The sequence below is a fragment of the Erythrobacter sp. S249 genome (assembly GCF_057364975.1).
Map to the genome: position 1 here is coordinate 617481 of NZ_CP200287.1, position 16562 is coordinate 634042.

Genomic DNA, 16562 nt, shown 5'->3' on the forward strand with positions numbered 1-16562 from the left:
GGTGCTATTCGCCTCGTATTGACCTCACCCTATCGCGCCCATACCAGCCAGTTCTCAACCCTCAACCCACTCTTCTTGCGGCACGCCGAGCAAGGTCAAAATCGCAGTCAGGTCACCGCCATCAATCCGCCCATTCGCGGCGGCGCGCGCCTTTGGCTTCGCTCTGTAAGCAAAACCGTAGGTTGCAGCCTGGATCATCGGAATGTCATTCGCCCCGTCTCCCGTGGCTAGGCTGAGCGCGCCCTGCCCCGCCTTGGCGATCTCTTCGCGCAGCACCCGCGCCTTAGTCTCGGCATCGGTGACCGGTCCCGCGAGACGCCCGGTGAGCTTGCCGCCCTCCACCTCCAGCACATTGCCGACCACGCGCTCAAAGCCCAATTGCTCCGCCACCGCATCGGCGAAATGGTGAAACCCTCCGGTGACCAGCACGGTGCGGCAATCCTGCTCCAGCAGGGTCGCGACCAATGTCGCCGCGCCCGGTGTGGGCCTGATCCGCTCCGCCAGGCACTGCGCAATTGCGCCTTCGTCCAGCCCAGCAAGCAGTTTCACCCGCTCCCTCAGCGCGTCTTCAAAATCGAGCTCGCCCTGCATTGCGCGCTCTGTAATCGCGGCGATTTGGGGCTTGATCCCGGCGTAATCCGCCAGCTCATCAATGCATTCCTGCCCGATCATGGTCGAATCCATGTCCGAGACAAACACATCCGGCAGGTCAAAACCCTGGTCGCTAATCAGCGCAGCCTCAGGCTTTAGCACTTCGTCGAGAACCCGCGGCAGCAGCGAGGGATCGTTCTTTGATCCCCACTCCAATTCGTGCAGGTCATCATCCAGCTGAGTGAGCGAAAATTCCGCGTCCGCTGCGGCGAGCCATTCCGGCCCCTCCACAAGACGTGTTTCAAGCTGCGCGTTGTCTGCTATCAGCCGAGCGATGAGCAAAAGTGATACTCCTGATTTGAATCCAGTCGCGCTCATTGCAGGGCCGACCGCCAGCGGCAAGAGCGCGGTTGCAATTGCACTTGCAAAGGCGCTGGCCGAGGCGGGCAAGACCGGGATTGTGATCAATGCCGACAGCGCGCAGGTCTATGCCGATCTGCAAGTGCTATCCGCGCGCCCGAGCGAAGAAGAAATGGAAGGCATAGAGCACCGCTTGTTCGGAACATGGGACGGATCGCAGGCCTGCTCGGCGGCCGATTGGGCCAGCAAGGCGCGGGCAGAAATCGCGGATTGCCATGAGAAGGGCGCGGTGCCGATACTGGTCGGCGGCACCGGCATGTATATGAACATCCTGCTTGATGGCATTGCCCCAATCCCCGAAATCGACCCGGAAATCCGCCGCCATGTGCGCGCCTTGCCCACCCAAGGCGCCTACAGCGCATTGAAGATCGAAGACCCGGAGCGCGCACTGATGCTGGCCCCGGGCGACAGCCAGCGGATCGCCCGCGCGCTGGAGGTGGTGCGATCCACAGGCACGTCCTTAAGCGATTGGCACAATGCCAAGACCGGCGGCATTGCCGAGGATATCACCCTGCATCCGCTGGTGATGCTGCCGCCGCGCGAATGGCTCTATGATCGCTGCGATCGCCGCTTTGGCCTGATGCTAGAACACGGCGCAATTGAAGAGGTTGAGGCTCTGCTCAAGCGTAAGCTCGATCTGGGATTGCCGGTGATGCGCGCGATTGGCGTGCCAGAGATCTCCGATTACCTCCATGGCCACATCATGATCCCAGACGTCATCGCCGCAGGCGCTCAAGCAACCCGCAATTACGCAAAGCGGCAATACACGTGGTTCCGCAACCAATCGCCGCAAGATTGGACACGTTCCGAATCTAAAAATGTTGATGTGAGCGATATATTTGCATCATTATTACGTTCTTAATCGTTGACACGATAGATTATAACTCATAGCAGGCTCTCATCAGGCCCGACGCATTATCGCTGCGCCGGGCCTCGTTTATTGATACAAGTGCGTGCCTAAACAAGCAGAGTGAAATCAGCCGCCGGACAGGCATGCAAACCGCGCCTGAGCCAAGCAAGACCGAGAAGGAAGAACACGTGTCGGACCATCCCCACCCCGACCATCTAAAAACCGATCAGCAATCAGGCGCTGCGATCCTCACGCAATGCTTGGTCGATCAGGGCGTTGAGTTCGTATTCGGCTATCCCGGCGGCGCTGTTCTGCCGATTTATGATGAGCTGTTTGGCGATGAGCGGCTGCGCCATATCCTTGTCCGGCACGAGGCCGGGGCTGCACACGCGGCAGAGGGCTTTGCCCGCGCCACGGGCAAGCCGGGCGTGGTTCTGGTCACCTCTGGCCCCGGCGCGACCAATGCCGTTACCGGGATTGCCGATGCTTACATGGATTCGATCCCAATGGTCGTCATCACGGGTCAGGTTCCAACCGCCTTGATCGGCACCGACGCCTTTCAAGAGGCGGATACCGTCGGCATCACCCGTCACTGCACAAAGCACAATTATCTGGTCAAAGACCCGGCGGAACTTCAGTCCGTTTTGGAAGAGGCGTTTCGCATCGCAACCACCGGGCGTCCCGGCCCGGTTGTGGTCGACATCCCCAAGGACGTTCAGATCGCCGTACCTTCGCGCAGGGTTGCGGCAACGCTCACCGCATCGCATCGCTACGCGCCGCAAATGGCGGCCCCTGCCGAGCAGGTAATCGAGGCGGTTGAGATGATTGCGGCAGCTGAGCGCCCGATTTTCTACACCGGCGGCGGGGTGATCAATTCCGGACCAGAGGCGACCCGCCTGCTGCGCCAATTGCAGGACATCACCGGCGCGCCGGTCACCTCCACCCTGATGGGGCTTGGCGCGTTTCCTTCTGAGCATCCCGACTGGCTCGGCATGCTGGGGATGCACGGCACCTATGAAGCCAATCTCGCGATGAATAAGGCTGATGTTATGGTCTGCATCGGCGCGCGCTTTGACGACCGCGTTACTGGTAGGCTCGATGCATTTTCGCCTGATTCCAAGAAGATACACATCGATATTGATCGCAGCTCGATCAATAAAACTGTCCCAGTTGAGCTCGGCATTGTCGGCGATTGCTCCACTGTCCTGAGTCAAATGATTGAAAGCTGGGGCGCACGAAAGGCGAAGGATCTGGGCGAATGGAAAGCCCGCATTGCCGGATGGCGCGCGCGCGAATGCCTGGCCTATCCGGCAAAATCCGCCAAAGATCCCAGCGCGATCATGCCGCAAAAGGCGGTCGAGCGGCTGCACGCCCTCACCCACAAACGCGACCCGATCATCACCACCGAGGTTGGCCAGCACCAGATGTGGGCGGCGCAATATTTCGGATTTGAACAGCCGAACAAATGGCTCACCAGCGGCGGGCTTGGCACCATGGGCTATGGCATGCCAGCGGCCATTGGCGCGCAGCTTGGCTGCCCCGATGCGCTGGTGATCGACATTGCCGGTGAGGCCAGCATTCAGATGAATATTCAAGAGCTTGGGACGGCGAGCCAATACCGCCTGCCAGTCAAGGTTTTCATCCTCAACAACGAATATATGGGCATGGTCCGCCAGTGGCAGGAACTGACCTATGAAAGCCGTTATTCCAACAGCTATTCCGACAGCCTGCCAGACTTTGTGAAGCTGGCCGAGGCCTATGGCTGGACCGGCATTCGCATCACCGAGGAAAGCGAACTGGACGCAGGCATCGAGGCGATGCTGGCCGCAGATGGTCCGGTGATTGTCGATTGCATGGTCGCGAAAGACGCCAACTGTTTGCCGATGATCCCATCGGGCGCAGCGCACACCGAAATGCTGCTGTATGGCGATGCGCACGAGGGCACCATGGACGACGAAGCGAAGGCGCTGGTCTAAGCGGGCCGCGAAGGAAACAGCCACATGAAAATTGCGCACGACAATGCCGAGCGGCACGTCCTCACTGTTACGGTCGATAATGAGCCGGGTATTCTGGCCAAAATCACCGGCCTGTTCACCGCGCGCGGCTATAACATCGACAGCCTGACCGTGGCCGACATTTCGGACGATCACGCAATCAGCCGGATCACGATTGTGACCGGCGGCCCGCCGCAAGTGATCGACCAGATTGAGGCGCAGCTGGAGCGGCTGGTGCCGGTCCACGGGGTCGTCGACCTCACCACCGCCGGGGCGCATGTTGAGCGCGAGCTGGCGCTGATCAAGGTCACCGGCACTGGCGAGGCGCGGGTTGAGGCTTTGCGCGTGGCCGATATCTTCCGCGCCAGCGTGGTCGACACCACCACGGAAAGCTTCGTATTCGAGCTTACCGGTGCGCCAGACAAAATTGACAGTTTCATCGCCCTGATGCGCGAACTCGGCCTGGTAGAGGTCGGCCGCTCAGGGATTGTGGGAATGCTACGCGGAGCCGAAGGCTCTTAAACATAGAATTGAAGACAAAGGGAAATCCATGAAAGTCTATTACGACGCCGACGCTGATCTTGATCTGATTCAGAACAAGAAAGTCGCGATCCTCGGCTATGGCAGCCAAGGCCATGCCCATGCGCAAAACCTGCGCGACAGCGGCGTGAAAGAAGTCGCCGTGGCGCTGCGCGAAGGCTCCGCCACGCGGGCCAAGGCAGAGGCCGCTGGCTTTAAGGTGATGAACAACACCGAGGCGGCTGAATGGGCTGACTTGGTGATGGTCCTTGCCCCCGACGAGCATCAGGCCGCGATCTGGGCCGACGACATGGCTGGGCATATGAAGCCGGGCAGCGCGCTCGCCTTTGCGCACGGTCTCAACATTCACTTTGGCCTGATCGAGCCGCCAGCAGACATCGACGTGATCATGATCGCGCCAAAGGGCCCCGGCCACACCGTGCGCAGCGAATATGAGCGCGGCGGCGGCGTCCCCTGCCTGATCGCGGTACATCAAGAAGGCACCAGCAGCGGCGGCAATGGCTATGCGAAATCGCTCGCCCTGTCCTATGCCAGCGCGATGGGCGGCGGCCGCAGCGGCGTGATCGAAACCAATTTCAAGGAAGAGTGCGAGACCGATCTGTTCGGTGAGCAAGCCGTTCTATGCGGCGGGATCACCCACCTGATCCAGGCCGGCTTTGAAACCCTGACCGAGGCCGGATACGCCCCGGAGATGGCCTATTTTGAGTGCCTGCACGAAACCAAGTTGATCGTTGATCTGCTGTATGAAGGCGGCATCGCCAACATGCGCTATTCGATCAGCAACACCGCCGAATATGGCGACATCAAAACCGGTCCGCGCATCATCACTGATGAGACCAAAGCTGAAATGAAGCGCGTGCTCGCGGACATTCAGTCAGGCCGGTTTGTGAAAGACTTCGTGCTGGATAACCGCGCCGGTCAGCCAGAGCTGAAGGCCAGCCGCAAGGCAGCAGAAGCGCATCCGATCGAGAAGACCGGAGCCGAACTGCGGGCGATGATGCCATGGATCAGCGCGAACAAGCTGGTCGACAAGTCTAAGAACTAAGCACAGCTTGGGGCTGCGCGGGAACGCGCGGCCCAGGCAACCTCAGGCAGTTTCGAGCAAACGCTCTAGCGAAATCGGGGCCGCGCTGGTTATCTCAACCGCGCGGTCTTCGCCGTGGACTTGCCCGTGCATATCCGCCTTACGCAGCACATCGTCGCGGGTGTGCAATATCTCTGCGATCTGTTCGCGGGCCACGCCGACCATCGCGGTCAGCCATTCATTGACCAGCGGGTCGCCACTGGGGCCGCGCAGGTCAAACTGATCCAGCATCGCGATCACCGCATAGGCGGGATAGAGCCACTCATCAGTGACCCAGCGATTGGTGCCAAACCATTGCATCGGCAGCCCTTGGTCAGAAATTGCCAAAGCGGCGATATGCACCACATCGGCGCGCGGTTGGTCGCGCGGTGCCAGGGGCGCAGCGATCAGCGGAACGGTGCCGCCGGGCATTGCTGATCGGTCAAAAAACAGATGGAAATGGCCATGCTCACCTTCGGCGCGTTCGCCGGGTGGGTGGCAATGGTAGAAATAACGGCTGCCAGCCGGGCCATTGACAACATCGCCCTCTGGGTAATGTTCCCACAGCTCAGCGGTGCCATCCTCGGGCAAAATTCGGCTCATGAGCGGTTTGCCGCCAGCAAACATCGCCTCTGTGCTGGCAAGCAGCATATCAGCGTATTGATCACGAGTAAGACGGTCCGTCATGGTTGTTATCCAATTGGTGAGATGCCGCCCCCGCAGTGGGGCGGCATCTCTCAAAACTAAATGTGACCGGGTGCGCTAGGAGGTTGCGTCCCCGGCCACACTATATGCACGCCTTAGGCTTTAGGCGCGCAAGGGTTGGCTGCGCAGGGGTTTGCTGCACAAGGATTAGCGGCGCATGGATTGGCGGCACATGGGTTGGCCGCGCATGGATTTGCGGCACATGGGTTGGCCGCGCATGGATTTGCGGCGCATGGGTTCGCTGCACACGGATTGGCCGCACATGATGTAGACGCCTTGGTCTTGCGAGCCTTCTTAGACTTCTTCGCGGCGCGGCATGGGTTGTAATTGCTGAAGTTTGAAGAGCTGCTGGCGCGCGGGCCACATGGAGCATCAGCAAGCGCTGGCGCACCGGTCGATGCAACGGCGAGGCCGCCTGCAACCATCAACATACGGGCGAGGTTCTTAGAATTAGACATGGTAGAATATTCCTTTCGTGGGGTATTTAGGGAGTAGTGATAGTGCGGGTGGGAGATTGCGTGTCCCGGCCGGATCAATCGCCGAAGCGCTTGCCCTCGGGAATTTTGGCCCAAGCCGGATCGGACTTGGCAATGAAACCAGTGATGTCGCTCAGCCATGTTTGCTGAACATCGCGGTTGAAATTGAGGTAGAGCTTGCCGCCTTCAATTTTGTAGAGCGTGGGGTCACCCGGTGCGAGTGAACCGCGGCTCATGGCCCAGGCGCAGTGGCCGCCATATTGCGGGGCGAAAGCGTCAGGGTTTTCTTTGAACGCATCGGCATTGGCTTGGCTGGAAAAGTGCCATTCTGCACCGTCATGCTTCACCATGAAGCGCGCATCGCCTTTCACTGGAACGCCATTGCCTTGAAAATAGCTGACCGTGTCATAGCCGCTAACGGCGACGTTTTGACCTTCGACACCAACAAAAATGCCGCCGTCGGCTTGGGCTGGAATAGCGATGGCTAGGGGAGCGGCGAATGCTGCTGCGATGGCTAGATATTTAAACTTCATCGGGGTTCTCCAAAAACTGTTTGTGCCGCGGCCATCAAGCTCAGAGCCAGGGACAGGTAGGGTCAAAAATTGAACCGTAGGGGGGACCGGTTCGTTTTCTGGCGTCTGATGTTTGGCCCAGTGGCCGCGCACATAATGGAGTTCGCAAGGCCTGCACGTTTGGTTTCACTGACCGCAAAAAAAATTGAAATTTTTCGAAATCCGTCCCTGCGGCGACCGAATATTGTTGCGCGCTGCACGCGGCAAAGCCCTGCTAGACAAAGAGAAGTTGAGCCTTCACTGAGGGGCTAACAATGCGCATGCCAAAACCCCTTCACCTCGCCTATGCGGCATGCGGCATCGCCTGGGTCGTCGTTGTCTTCGGCACAGCAGCCGACACATTCCGGGGGCCATACGCCGTTCGCGAGCCCACCGCATCGCAGGAACAACTGGACTCGCTGGCCAAATCCACCCTCGCCAAACTGCAGCGCCGATCGTTTGAAGAAAAGCGAGAGCTGTGCGGATTGATGCTGGAGGATGAAGACGGGCAGCTGAGCGTATCCGACATCTTTGAAGGCGATGCCGCCACCTGCAGCTTTCAGTGGGTATCCAATCCAGAGAAATTCGCGGTCGCATCGTTTCATACGCATGGCAGCTATAATGACGAGTATGACAGCGAGGTGCCCTCCATCATTGATCTGGAAGGCGACATTGCCGACCGCATCGATGGCTACGTTTCGACTCCGGGCGGCCGGTTTTGGCATATTGACTGGCAGGAAGAAGCCGCCGAAATGATCTGCGGCGCAAGCTGCCTGCCCGCCGATCCAAATTACGTCCGCTGTGACGCGGCCCAACCGGATGAACGCTATACCGTGTGGGAGCTCAATCGGCGGCAAACGTATGAGAGCTTTGATTGCTGATGCGGCTGTCTGATTGCCACAATATCGAGGATTTTCGCATGCTGGCGAAGGCGCGTCTGCCTTTCCCCGTGTTCGATTACATTGATGGCGCCGCCGATGATGAACTGACCAAGGCGCGCAACACCAGCGCTTACGATACGTGCGATCTGGTGCCCGATGTGCTCGCCGGGGTTGAAGAGATCGACACCAGCTGCACTCTGCTAGGCCGCAAGTCGGCGCTGCCGCTGATGCTGTCGCCCACTGCCGTGCAGCGGGCCTTTCATTGGCAGGGCGAAACGGCGGTCGCAAAAGCGGCGGAGAAATACGGCCTGTGGTTTGGCATCTCCAGCCTTGCAACACGCAGCATTGAGGAAATCGCCGCGCTAACCAGCGGGCCGAAGCTGTTCCAGCTCTATGTCCACAAAGACAAGGGCCTCAACGCCAGCATGATCCAACGCTGTCAGGCCTCCGGCTTTGATGCGTTGGCGCTGACGGTGGACACAATCGTATCCGGCAAGCGCGAGCGGTGCCTGCGCAGCGGCTTCACCACCCCGCCCCGCTTCACCCCGGCCAGCATGTGGAGCTATGCAACGCGACCGCGCTGGACGCTGGATTATCTGCTGCGCGAAAAGTTTGCGCTGCCCAATCTCGATACACATGTGAGCGAGGGATCGAGCAAGGCGGTGAGCATTGCGGAATATTTCAACACCATGCTCGACACATCGATGGATTGGGACACGGCGGCCAGCATCCGCAGCGATTGGGGCGGAAAATTCGTGCTGAAAGGCGTGATGAGCGCGGGCGACGCTCGCCGCGCGGTCGATATCGGCGCGGACGCAATCATGATTTCCAATCACGGCGGGCGGCAATTGGACGGCAGCCGCGTTCCCTTCGATCAATTGCGCGAGATCGTGGATGCGGTCGGCGGCGAGATAGAGATCATTTGCGATGGCGGCGTGCGGCGCGGAACCCACGCGTTAAAAGCCGTGTGTGCGGGCGCGAGTGCGGCATCCGGCGGGCGGCTGTATCTCTATGCGCTGGCGGCAGCTGGGCAAGACGGGACCGAGCGCGCGATCGGCATTCTTAAGGACGAGATTGAGCGCGGCATGCGCTTGATGGGTGTGACCAGTGTGGATCAGTTGACAGAGGATCGCCTGCGCTGGAGATAGCGGCGCATTGACCGGCGGATTGCAGCCTGTCACGAAACCGAAACGTCAAAAGCGCCTGAGAGCGGGCGAGAGTGTTTAAGATCAATAAGGCCGATCATGACAAAGCTAAGGTTTGCAATTCTGACAGCATCCACGCTGGTGATTGCGGCGTGCGGTTCGGCTAAGCCAGACCAAGGCGCGAGCCAAGCCGATGAGTTTGCAGCGCGGATTAAGGGACCATCCGCCCCTGCCCCGGCGAGTGACGAAACGGCCGGTGATCCAGAAGCCAGCGCAGCGGCCGATGGCGAAAATGGTGCAGCGCCCGCTAAGGCGTCAATCCAGCCAAGCATTACCTATTCTGAACCTGTCAGCGGAACGACCGGGCCATTTGTACCCGGCACCGCCAACGATCCGAACGCCTCCATCTGCGGAGCGCCAGCGGTCGCGCCTTTCCTTGGGCGAAATGCTGACGAAGCAACGCGGGCTGAAATCGTCGCGGCAGTTGGCTCTCAAAACGAAGTGCGGTTTGTGATTCCAGGCTCGACCTTCATCAATCCCGATCCAACCTCATCGCGGCTCAATGTGATGATCGACAACACCGGGGTGATCCGCGACGCGCGGTGCGGATAGCGGCGAGCGGAAATCCAAAAGATTTCGGTCGCGCAGCGACCGAAAGGGCGACCGCCCGCCCGCAGCGGCGCGGATTTATCCGCAAGCCGCGAGGAAAGCCTAGCGAACGGATGTGAGCGCCGGCGCTTGAGGCCAACAAAAGAGCCCCGCCGGATTGCTCCGACGGGGCTTTGAATTGTTCGAGACTATCTCGCTTAGTCAGTGAAGTGCTCGTCCGCTGAGTGGGTTGGATAGTTCGCATCGCCTGCTTCGATGAAGCCTGGAATGTCTTTCTGCCAATTCTCTTGAACGCTCTCGTTAAAGTTCAGGTAGAGCTTGCCATCAACGATTTCGTAGACGTTGGGGTCACCCGGTGCGAGCGCATCGTTCGCGCCAATCGCCCAGGCGCAATATCCGCCATAGGCCGGTGCATATTTGGCTGGCTCAGCCTTAAACTTCTCGGCGTTTTCTGCGCTGGCAAACCGATAGTCAAAGCCCTCATAACGCACGGTAAATTCTTCTGAGCCTTCGACGGGAACGCCGTCGCCTTCAAAATAGCTGACGGTGTCATAGCCGCTGACAGCCAGGGTATCGCCTTTGGTCGCAGTGTGAACTGGGCTCGATGCTTCGCCGCCAAGATCAGCGAACAGGCCAGCGCTCTCAGTTGCTTCTGCAACGTCAGGGGTTTGAGCTTCTTCAGCTGGCGCGCCGCAGGCTGCGACAGTGGCCATTAAGGCGATTGCAAATAGTGATTTACGCATTGGGGGGTTCTCCTATTATATGCCTACATGGCACGATGCTCTTGTGTTCGCGCGTATGCAACTTTCGGTTACATTCCACCGAAAATTCCTAGATACTTGCCTTGCGCGCCATTCTGCGCGATGCAGTTAATCATGACGCGAACACGCACGCAGCTACTCCTACGACTTACGCGCCCTTGGGCGTGACCTGACGTATGCTCCCGGCCGGGCATGCGCAGCGCCCAAGGGAAGCCAAGCAAACCCGCCAACAGTCGTAAAATTCAGCTGCCCAACGGCACTCACAAGCACACGAAAGCCGCGCCATCATGCCTATGCTCAACCAGCCTTCGCGAAAATACCGCCCCTTCCCGCAGATCAACCTGCCCGACCGGCAATGGCCTGCGCAGCAGATCACCTCGCCGCCGCGCTGGCTTTCCACTGATCTGCGCGATGGCAATCAGTCGATCATCGATCCGATGGATGCGGTGAAGAAGAACCGCTTCTTCGATCTGCTGATTGAGGTTGGGGTGAAAGAAATTGAGGTCGGCTTTCCCAGCGCGGGCGCGACCGAGTTCGACTTTATCTCTGGCCTAGTAAAGTCAGACCGCGTTCCCGAAGACGTGCTGGTCCAGGTACTCACGCAAAGCCGCGAGGATTTGATCCGCACCTCGTTTGAAAGCCTCGCCGGTGCGCGCGCGGCAATCGTCCACCTCTACAACGCGGTGTCACCCGCATGGCGCGATATCGTGTTCCGCATGTCAAAAGACGAAGTGCGCGAAATCGCCATTGCCGGGGCCAAGGTGATGCGCGACGAAGCAGGCGCGCGGCCCGATACGGACTGGCATTTCCAATATTCGCCCGAGACATTCTCTACCGCTGAATTGGATTTCAGCATTGAGGTGTGTGAAGCGGTGATGAGTGTGCTGGAGCCAACACCGGACAAGCCGATCATCCTCAATCTGCCCGCCACGGTTGAGGCGGCAACGCCCAATATCTACGCCGATCAAATCGAATATTTCTGCCGCAATCTGCCCAACCGTGAAAGCGCAGTGATCAGCCTGCACACGCACAATGACCGCGGCACTGGCGTAGCGGCGGCGGAGCTGGGATTGATGGCGGGCGCCGACCGGGTAGAGGGCTGTTTGTTCGGCAATGGCGAGCGCACCGGCAATTGCTGCCTCGTCACCGTCGCGCTCAATATGTACACGCAGGGGATCGACCCCGGCCTCGACTTCTCCGACATCGACCGCGTGATCGAGACGGTGGAATATTGCAACGATCTGCCCGTCCACGAACGCCATCCCTATGGCGGGGAGCTGGTCTTCACCGCCTTTTCCGGCAGCCACCAGGACGCGATCAAAAAGGGCTTCGAGGCGCGCGGCACTCAGAACGATGAAGGCTGGCGCGTTCCCTATCTGCCGATTGATCCCGCTGATCTAGGCCGCAATTACGAGGCCGTCATCCGCGTCAATTCGCAAAGCGGCAAAGGCGGTTTCGCCTGGGTTCTGGAGCAAGACCAAGGCCTCAAACTGCCCAAGAAAATGCAGGCCGATTTCAGCAGTCACGTGCAAGACATGGCCGACGATCTGGGCCGAGAGCTCAATGCGGCTGACATTTGGGAAGCGTTCAAGGCCGCCTATCACGTCCAAACCGCCAATAAGCATTTCCAGCTGGTCCGCTATGAGGAAAGCCGCACCGGCGATGGCACACGGGTCTTCGCCGGAACGATCACGGTCGCCGGGCAAGAACAAAGCGTCAGCGGGCGCGGAAACGGCCTCATCTCCAGCGTGCTGACCACGTTGGAAGAGAACTTTGGCCTCGACCTTAAAGTGCTCGACTACACCGAACACGCGCTGGGTTCTGGCCGCGATGCCCGCGCTGCTGCTTATCTCCAATGCGAGAGCGGCGGCCGCACGATTTGGGGCGTTGGCATCGACGAAGACGTCTCAACCGCCAGCGTGCGCGCTGTGCTGAGCGCGGCAAATTCGGCGGTCAAATAGGGTAAGAGGCGCGCGCAGGGGGAACGCAATTCCAACTGGTATTGCGAGGGCTATGCTCACTCCTGATGGCGATGGAGGCATCGTAGCCGACCTAAACCGCGCAATTGGCAAGAGCTTACTCGGCCGCTGATCTGCGCGCGGACTCGGGATAGCGCTGGCTTTCCTGCAGAGCAGCTTGAACGGAATTGAACGATAGATTTTTTAGGAATTCGTCAGCGCCCGTTTGTAGGTTCGCGATCTGCGCGTTGAGATTGCTGGTCAGACTGGTTGCCGCAGTCATTTCTTTGGCGATTCCATCGACCAGCTCACGAATGCGCTGAACCGCCTCGCTGGATGACTTTGCGCTGAGCGAAGTCTCGTCAACGCTCGCAGCGATCTTTGTGACGGTCGTCCCTTGCAGAGTTACCTCATCGCATACAGCCTGAGTGAGATCCCGGACTGTGCCAAATGTCTCGTGCATCGTGCGATTGGCATTGAGTGCACGGTCGCTGGCCTTTTCAATCCCGCCCAAGCGCGAAACGATATCATCAGTCGCCTTGGCGGTTTGTTCAGACAGGCCCTTTATCTCGCTGGCCACCACTGCAAACCCGCGCCCGGCCTCGCCTGCCCTCGCCGCTTCAATCCGTGCATTGAGCGCCAAAATGCTGGTTTGTGATGTGATCGATTGGATCATCTGCGCAATCGATTGGATCGAGGCATTTTGCGAGGTTAGATCATAAACTGTATCTTGGGATTCCTCCGCAATCTGCGTGGCGGCGCCCAAAGACTGCGATGCGCGGCTTAGCTCGTACGTCATATCGTCCAAGGTCATGCGCAGGCCACCTGCGGTGCTCGCAGCTTCACCCATCGCCTCGGCCGACTCGCTTGAGGCGATCGTCACCTCGTCGGCCAAAGCACGCAAATCGCGGATCAACTTGTTGGCTTGGTCCGCTTTGCGATTGCTCTGTGCGCTTTGCTGGGCAGCACGCCTAACCGCATCGCTAACAGCCGCCCGAAACATTTCAGTCTGCTCACCGACCCATTGAGAATGTTCGTTTTCACGGCATTGCTGAATCTTTGTCAGCATGATTTCGGCATCCAAAGTGTACATTCGGCTCAGCTCGGTAACCAATGATATGCCGTCATCAAAACTCTCAGCCGCCTCGAATACAGTTCGCAATTCAAACTGCTGCGAGACGCTGATCGCGCCCAAATGTGCCGCCGGATCTGTACGAGAGGTGTAGATCAGCTCAGCAATATCTTCGCAGCGCTCAATCCACTCCTCATCAAAAGGAGGTCGATATTTGGCGAGCAGATTCTTAGTAACCTCTTCGACAAACTTCTGACGCCGATCGCCCTTGATTATGGTGCCGACAATCTTCGCATATTGATCAACATAGATCTCCGCCGTCTGCGATGCGACCGCACTCAGAATTTCGTTGAGCCGATGGTACACGGGCTTATTCGGGTCGTTGATCTCATAGATCTGTAGCCGCGCCAACCGCGTGTTCACTGGGGCAATTCGGGTATGATACATTGGGCTGTCCTGGCTCGATTGCGTTGCAGCCAATCCCTCGCAAGGTATGATTAAGGACGATCTTGGCCGCTTATACGCGCAATGACGTAGCCCAGCATTTCCTACCTTTGCGTGGGCGGCTATGCCTCACCGATGAGCTATTTTCGCGCACAGCTAAATAATCGGAAAACCCGATCAAACGGCGGCGCTGTGATCGATTGGTTTTTCGGCCTAAGACTGTGTTCCACCTGTTCCAAACGTGCTTTGCGTGCGCCGAACGGAGTGGCTATGCCATGGGCCAAGGGAGAGACAATGCCATGAGTGAAGCGATACTTGAGCCTGAGCTGCCGATCATCGATCCGCATCACCACCTGTGGGACCTGCGGCCGATGCTGCCCATGTTCCCAGAGCCACGGCATCGCTTCATCGAGACGCTGGTGGACGCAGCCCATTACACCTTCGATCAGCTGCATTCAGACCTGCAAACGGGCCACAACGTCATCGCCACCGTCTTCATGGAATGCGGCGCGTTCTACAATCCGGCGCTGGGCGAAGACCTGAAACCGGTCGGCGAGGTTGAGTTTGTGAACGGTGTTGCAGCGCAGTCTGCCAGCGGACTCTACGGTCCGCTTCGCGCCTGCGCTGGGATCATCGGCCATGCCAACATGCTGCTGGGTGAAGGCGCTGGCCCGGTGCTCGATGCGCTGATCGAGGCGGGCGGTACGCGGGCAAGCAGCCGGTTCAAGGGCATTCGCCATCAGGGTGCGTGGGATGCGGATCCGGACGTGCTCGGCCCTCCGTTTCACGCGCCGCCAGAGCTGTACCGTGATGCCAGCTTCCGCGCGGGCTTTGCTGAGCTTGGGAAACGGGGGCTCACCTTCGATGCCTGGATCCTGGAGCCGCAATTGCCCGATGTGATCGACCTCGCGCGCGCCTTCCCCGACCAACCAATCTGTCTCGACCATTGCGGCACGCCGCTTGGTTCGGCGAGCTACACCGGCAGGCTCGAAGAGCGCTTCGACATCTGGCGCAGCAACATCATCGAGCTTGGCAAATGCCCAAATGTGATGGTGAAGCTGGGCGGATTGGCGATGCACAATTGCGCGATGCCCGAGGAAGGCCCCGCCGCTGGCGTCGGATCGGCAGAGCTCGCCGCCATGTGGAGGCCCTATATCGAGACCTGCATCGAAGCCTTCGAACCCAAACGCGCAATGTTCGAAAGCAACTATCCGGTTGACCGCTGGGGCGCGACCTATCCGGTGCTGTGGAACGCGTTCAAGCGGATCACCGCGGGCGCAAGCGCGGATGAGAAAGCCGCGCTCTATGCTGGGAATGCCGCGCGCTTCTATGGCATTGAAGAGGTTCTTACCGCTTGATTGCATCGCATTCCGCTACGGCAACGGGGGCTGGTCGCGACCCGACTGCGCTTGGCGCTCGACAGGGCGGGAACCGGCGCTATGGACTGAGCGTAGAAACGCAGACTAACTGCCTGAAACCACGACCGCATTGACGGAGAAATTGATGTCTCTTCCCGCTCCCTTTGATCGCCTGCGCCTGCCCCTGATCGGCTCGCCCCTGTTTATCGTCTCCGGTCCGGAACTGGTGATCGCTCAATGCAAGGCCGGGATCATCGGCAGCTTCCCTGCGCTCAATGCGCGCCCGCAGACGCTGCTCGATGAATGGCTGCATCAGATCACCGAAGAGCTGGCCAAGCACAACCGCGAGAACCCGGACCGGCCAGCTGCGCCGTTTGCGGTCAACCAGATCGTGCACAAGTCGAACGACCGCGTCATGGCCGACTTAGCGACCTGCGAGAAATGGCAAGTGCCGCTGGTCATCACCTCGCTCGGCGCGCGCACTGAGATCTTCGATGCAGTGCGCAATTGGGGCGGGATCACGATGCATGATGTGATCAACAATCGCTTTGCCAACAAGGCTATCGAGAAAGGCGCAGATGGCCTGATCCCGGTCGCCGCTGGCGCTGGCGGCCATGCTGGCACGCTCTCGCCCTTCGCCTTGATGCAGGAAATCCGCGAGTGGTTTGACGGGCTAGTCGCTTTGTCGGGCTCGATTGCAAACGGTGCTTCGATCCTGTCAGCTCAAGCGATGGGCGCGGACTTTGGCTATGCTGGCAGCGCCTTCATCGCAACCAAAGAAGCAAACGCCGACCAAGCCTATAAGGAAGGCATTGTTGAGGGATCAGCGGACGGGATCGTCTACTCCAACCTGTTCACCGGGGTACACGGCAACTACCTGCGCAGCTCGATCGAAAAGGCTGGGCTCGACCCGGACAACCTGCCGGAAAGCGATCCGTCCAAGATGAACTTCGGCAGTGGCGGCAACACCAAGGCCAAAGCTTGGAAAGACATCTGGGGCTCTGGACAAGGGGTCGGCGCGATCAAATCGGTCGACACAGTTGAGGACATGGTCAGCAAATTCGAAGCTGAGTACCACGCGGCGAAAGCAGCGCTGCTGACCAAGTCGGACTACACACGCTGGGCTGACTGACGGGACACTTGG

15 protein-coding genes are annotated in these 16562 nt (G+C 59.2%); 10 read left to right on the forward strand and 5 right to left on the reverse strand.

Annotated elements, in window-relative coordinates; translation table 11 throughout:
* Nucleotides 1–54 precede the first annotated feature (54 nt).
* Complete coding sequence (serB, locus tag AC0V6V_RS03010; RefSeq protein WP_486166196.1) at nucleotides 55–933, reverse strand: phosphoserine phosphatase SerB; 879 nt, start codon at nucleotides 931–933, stop codon at nucleotides 55–57.
* On the opposite strand from serB, the gene miaA reads away from it, so the two are divergent.
* From miaA to ilvC, 4 genes are all read left to right on the forward strand, one after another.
* Nucleotides 926–1873, forward strand: coding sequence for a tRNA (adenosine(37)-N6)-dimethylallyltransferase MiaA (gene miaA, locus AC0V6V_RS03015; protein WP_486163985.1), 948 nt, complete (start codon nucleotides 926–928; stop codon nucleotides 1871–1873). The two genes, serB and miaA, sit on opposite strands and share 8 nt — an antisense overlap.
* A 131-nt stretch (nucleotides 1874–2004) precedes the next feature.
* Nucleotides 2005–3837 (forward strand): biosynthetic-type acetolactate synthase large subunit, encoded by a 1833-nt coding sequence (gene ilvB / locus AC0V6V_RS03020; protein ID WP_486163986.1) that lies wholly within the window; start codon nucleotides 2005–2007, stop codon nucleotides 3835–3837.
* A 24-nt stretch (nucleotides 3838–3861) separates the two neighbouring features.
* Nucleotides 3862–4377, forward strand: coding sequence for an acetolactate synthase small subunit (gene ilvN, locus AC0V6V_RS03025; RefSeq protein WP_486163987.1), 516 nt, complete (start codon nucleotides 3862–3864; stop codon nucleotides 4375–4377).
* A 28-nt stretch (nucleotides 4378–4405) separates the two neighbouring features.
* Entirely contained in the window at nucleotides 4406–5440 is a 1035-nt protein-coding gene (ilvC, locus tag AC0V6V_RS03030) for a ketol-acid reductoisomerase (RefSeq protein WP_472638489.1), read from the forward strand.
* Nucleotides 5441–5482: 42 nt separating this feature from the next.
* On the opposite strand, the gene AC0V6V_RS03035 is transcribed toward ilvC, so the two are convergent.
* Nucleotides 5483–6145: a DUF6969 family protein gene (locus AC0V6V_RS03035; protein WP_486138857.1), complete on the reverse strand. Its 663-nt coding sequence runs from the start codon at nucleotides 6143–6145 to the stop codon at nucleotides 5483–5485.
* A gap of 550 nt (nucleotides 6146–6695) precedes the next feature.
* The gene (locus AC0V6V_RS03040; protein WP_486163988.1) at nucleotides 6696–7172 is read right to left on the reverse strand and encodes a YHS domain-containing (seleno)protein; all 477 of its coding nucleotides are present in this window, start codon (nucleotides 7170–7172) and stop codon (nucleotides 6696–6698) included.
* 299 nt (nucleotides 7173–7471) lie between these two features.
* On the opposite strand from AC0V6V_RS03040, the gene AC0V6V_RS03045 reads away from it, so the two are divergent.
* The 3 genes from AC0V6V_RS03045 (at nucleotide 7472) to AC0V6V_RS03055 (ending at nucleotide 9828) form a co-directional block, all read left to right on the forward strand.
* Entirely contained in the window at nucleotides 7472–8071 is a 600-nt protein-coding gene (locus tag AC0V6V_RS03045; RefSeq protein WP_486163989.1) for a DUF4329 domain-containing protein, read from the forward strand.
* The gene (locus AC0V6V_RS03050) at nucleotides 8071–9219 is read left to right on the forward strand and encodes an alpha-hydroxy acid oxidase (protein WP_486163990.1); all 1149 of its coding nucleotides are present in this window, start codon (nucleotides 8071–8073) and stop codon (nucleotides 9217–9219) included. Before AC0V6V_RS03045 ends, AC0V6V_RS03050 begins: the two co-directional genes overlap by 1 nt.
* A gap of 96 nt (nucleotides 9220–9315) precedes the next feature.
* The gene (locus AC0V6V_RS03055) at nucleotides 9316–9828 is read left to right on the forward strand and encodes a hypothetical protein (protein WP_486163991.1); all 513 of its coding nucleotides are present in this window, start codon (nucleotides 9316–9318) and stop codon (nucleotides 9826–9828) included.
* 194 nt (nucleotides 9829–10022) lie between these two features.
* On the opposite strand, the gene AC0V6V_RS03060 is transcribed toward AC0V6V_RS03055, so the two are convergent.
* Nucleotides 10023–10568 (reverse strand): YHS domain-containing (seleno)protein, encoded by a 546-nt coding sequence (locus AC0V6V_RS03060; protein WP_486163992.1) that lies wholly within the window; start codon nucleotides 10566–10568, stop codon nucleotides 10023–10025.
* A gap of 305 nt (nucleotides 10569–10873) precedes the next feature.
* Between AC0V6V_RS03060 and leuA the strand changes: the two genes are divergently transcribed.
* Nucleotides 10874–12547: a 2-isopropylmalate synthase gene (gene leuA, locus AC0V6V_RS03065; protein ID WP_486163993.1), complete on the forward strand. Its 1674-nt coding sequence runs from the start codon at nucleotides 10874–10876 to the stop codon at nucleotides 12545–12547.
* 115 nt (nucleotides 12548–12662) lie between these two features.
* On the opposite strand, the gene AC0V6V_RS03070 is transcribed toward leuA, so the two are convergent.
* Entirely contained in the window at nucleotides 12663–14063 is a 1401-nt protein-coding gene (locus AC0V6V_RS03070) for a methyl-accepting chemotaxis protein (RefSeq protein ID WP_486163994.1), read from the reverse strand.
* 296 nt (nucleotides 14064–14359) lie between these two features.
* Here AC0V6V_RS03070 and AC0V6V_RS03075 point away from each other — a divergent pair, with 296 nt between their 5' ends.
* Both AC0V6V_RS03075 and AC0V6V_RS03080 read left to right on the forward strand, forming a co-directional pair.
* A complete protein-coding gene (locus AC0V6V_RS03075; protein WP_486163995.1) occupies nucleotides 14360–15418 on the forward strand; it encodes an amidohydrolase family protein in 1059 nt (352 codons plus the stop codon).
* Nucleotides 15419–15563: 145 nt separating this feature from the next.
* On the forward strand, nucleotides 15564–16550 hold the full coding sequence (locus AC0V6V_RS03080) for an NAD(P)H-dependent flavin oxidoreductase (protein WP_486163996.1): 987 nt from the start codon (nucleotides 15564–15566) through the stop codon (nucleotides 16548–16550).
* The last annotated feature ends 12 nt before the right edge of the window (nucleotides 16551–16562 follow it).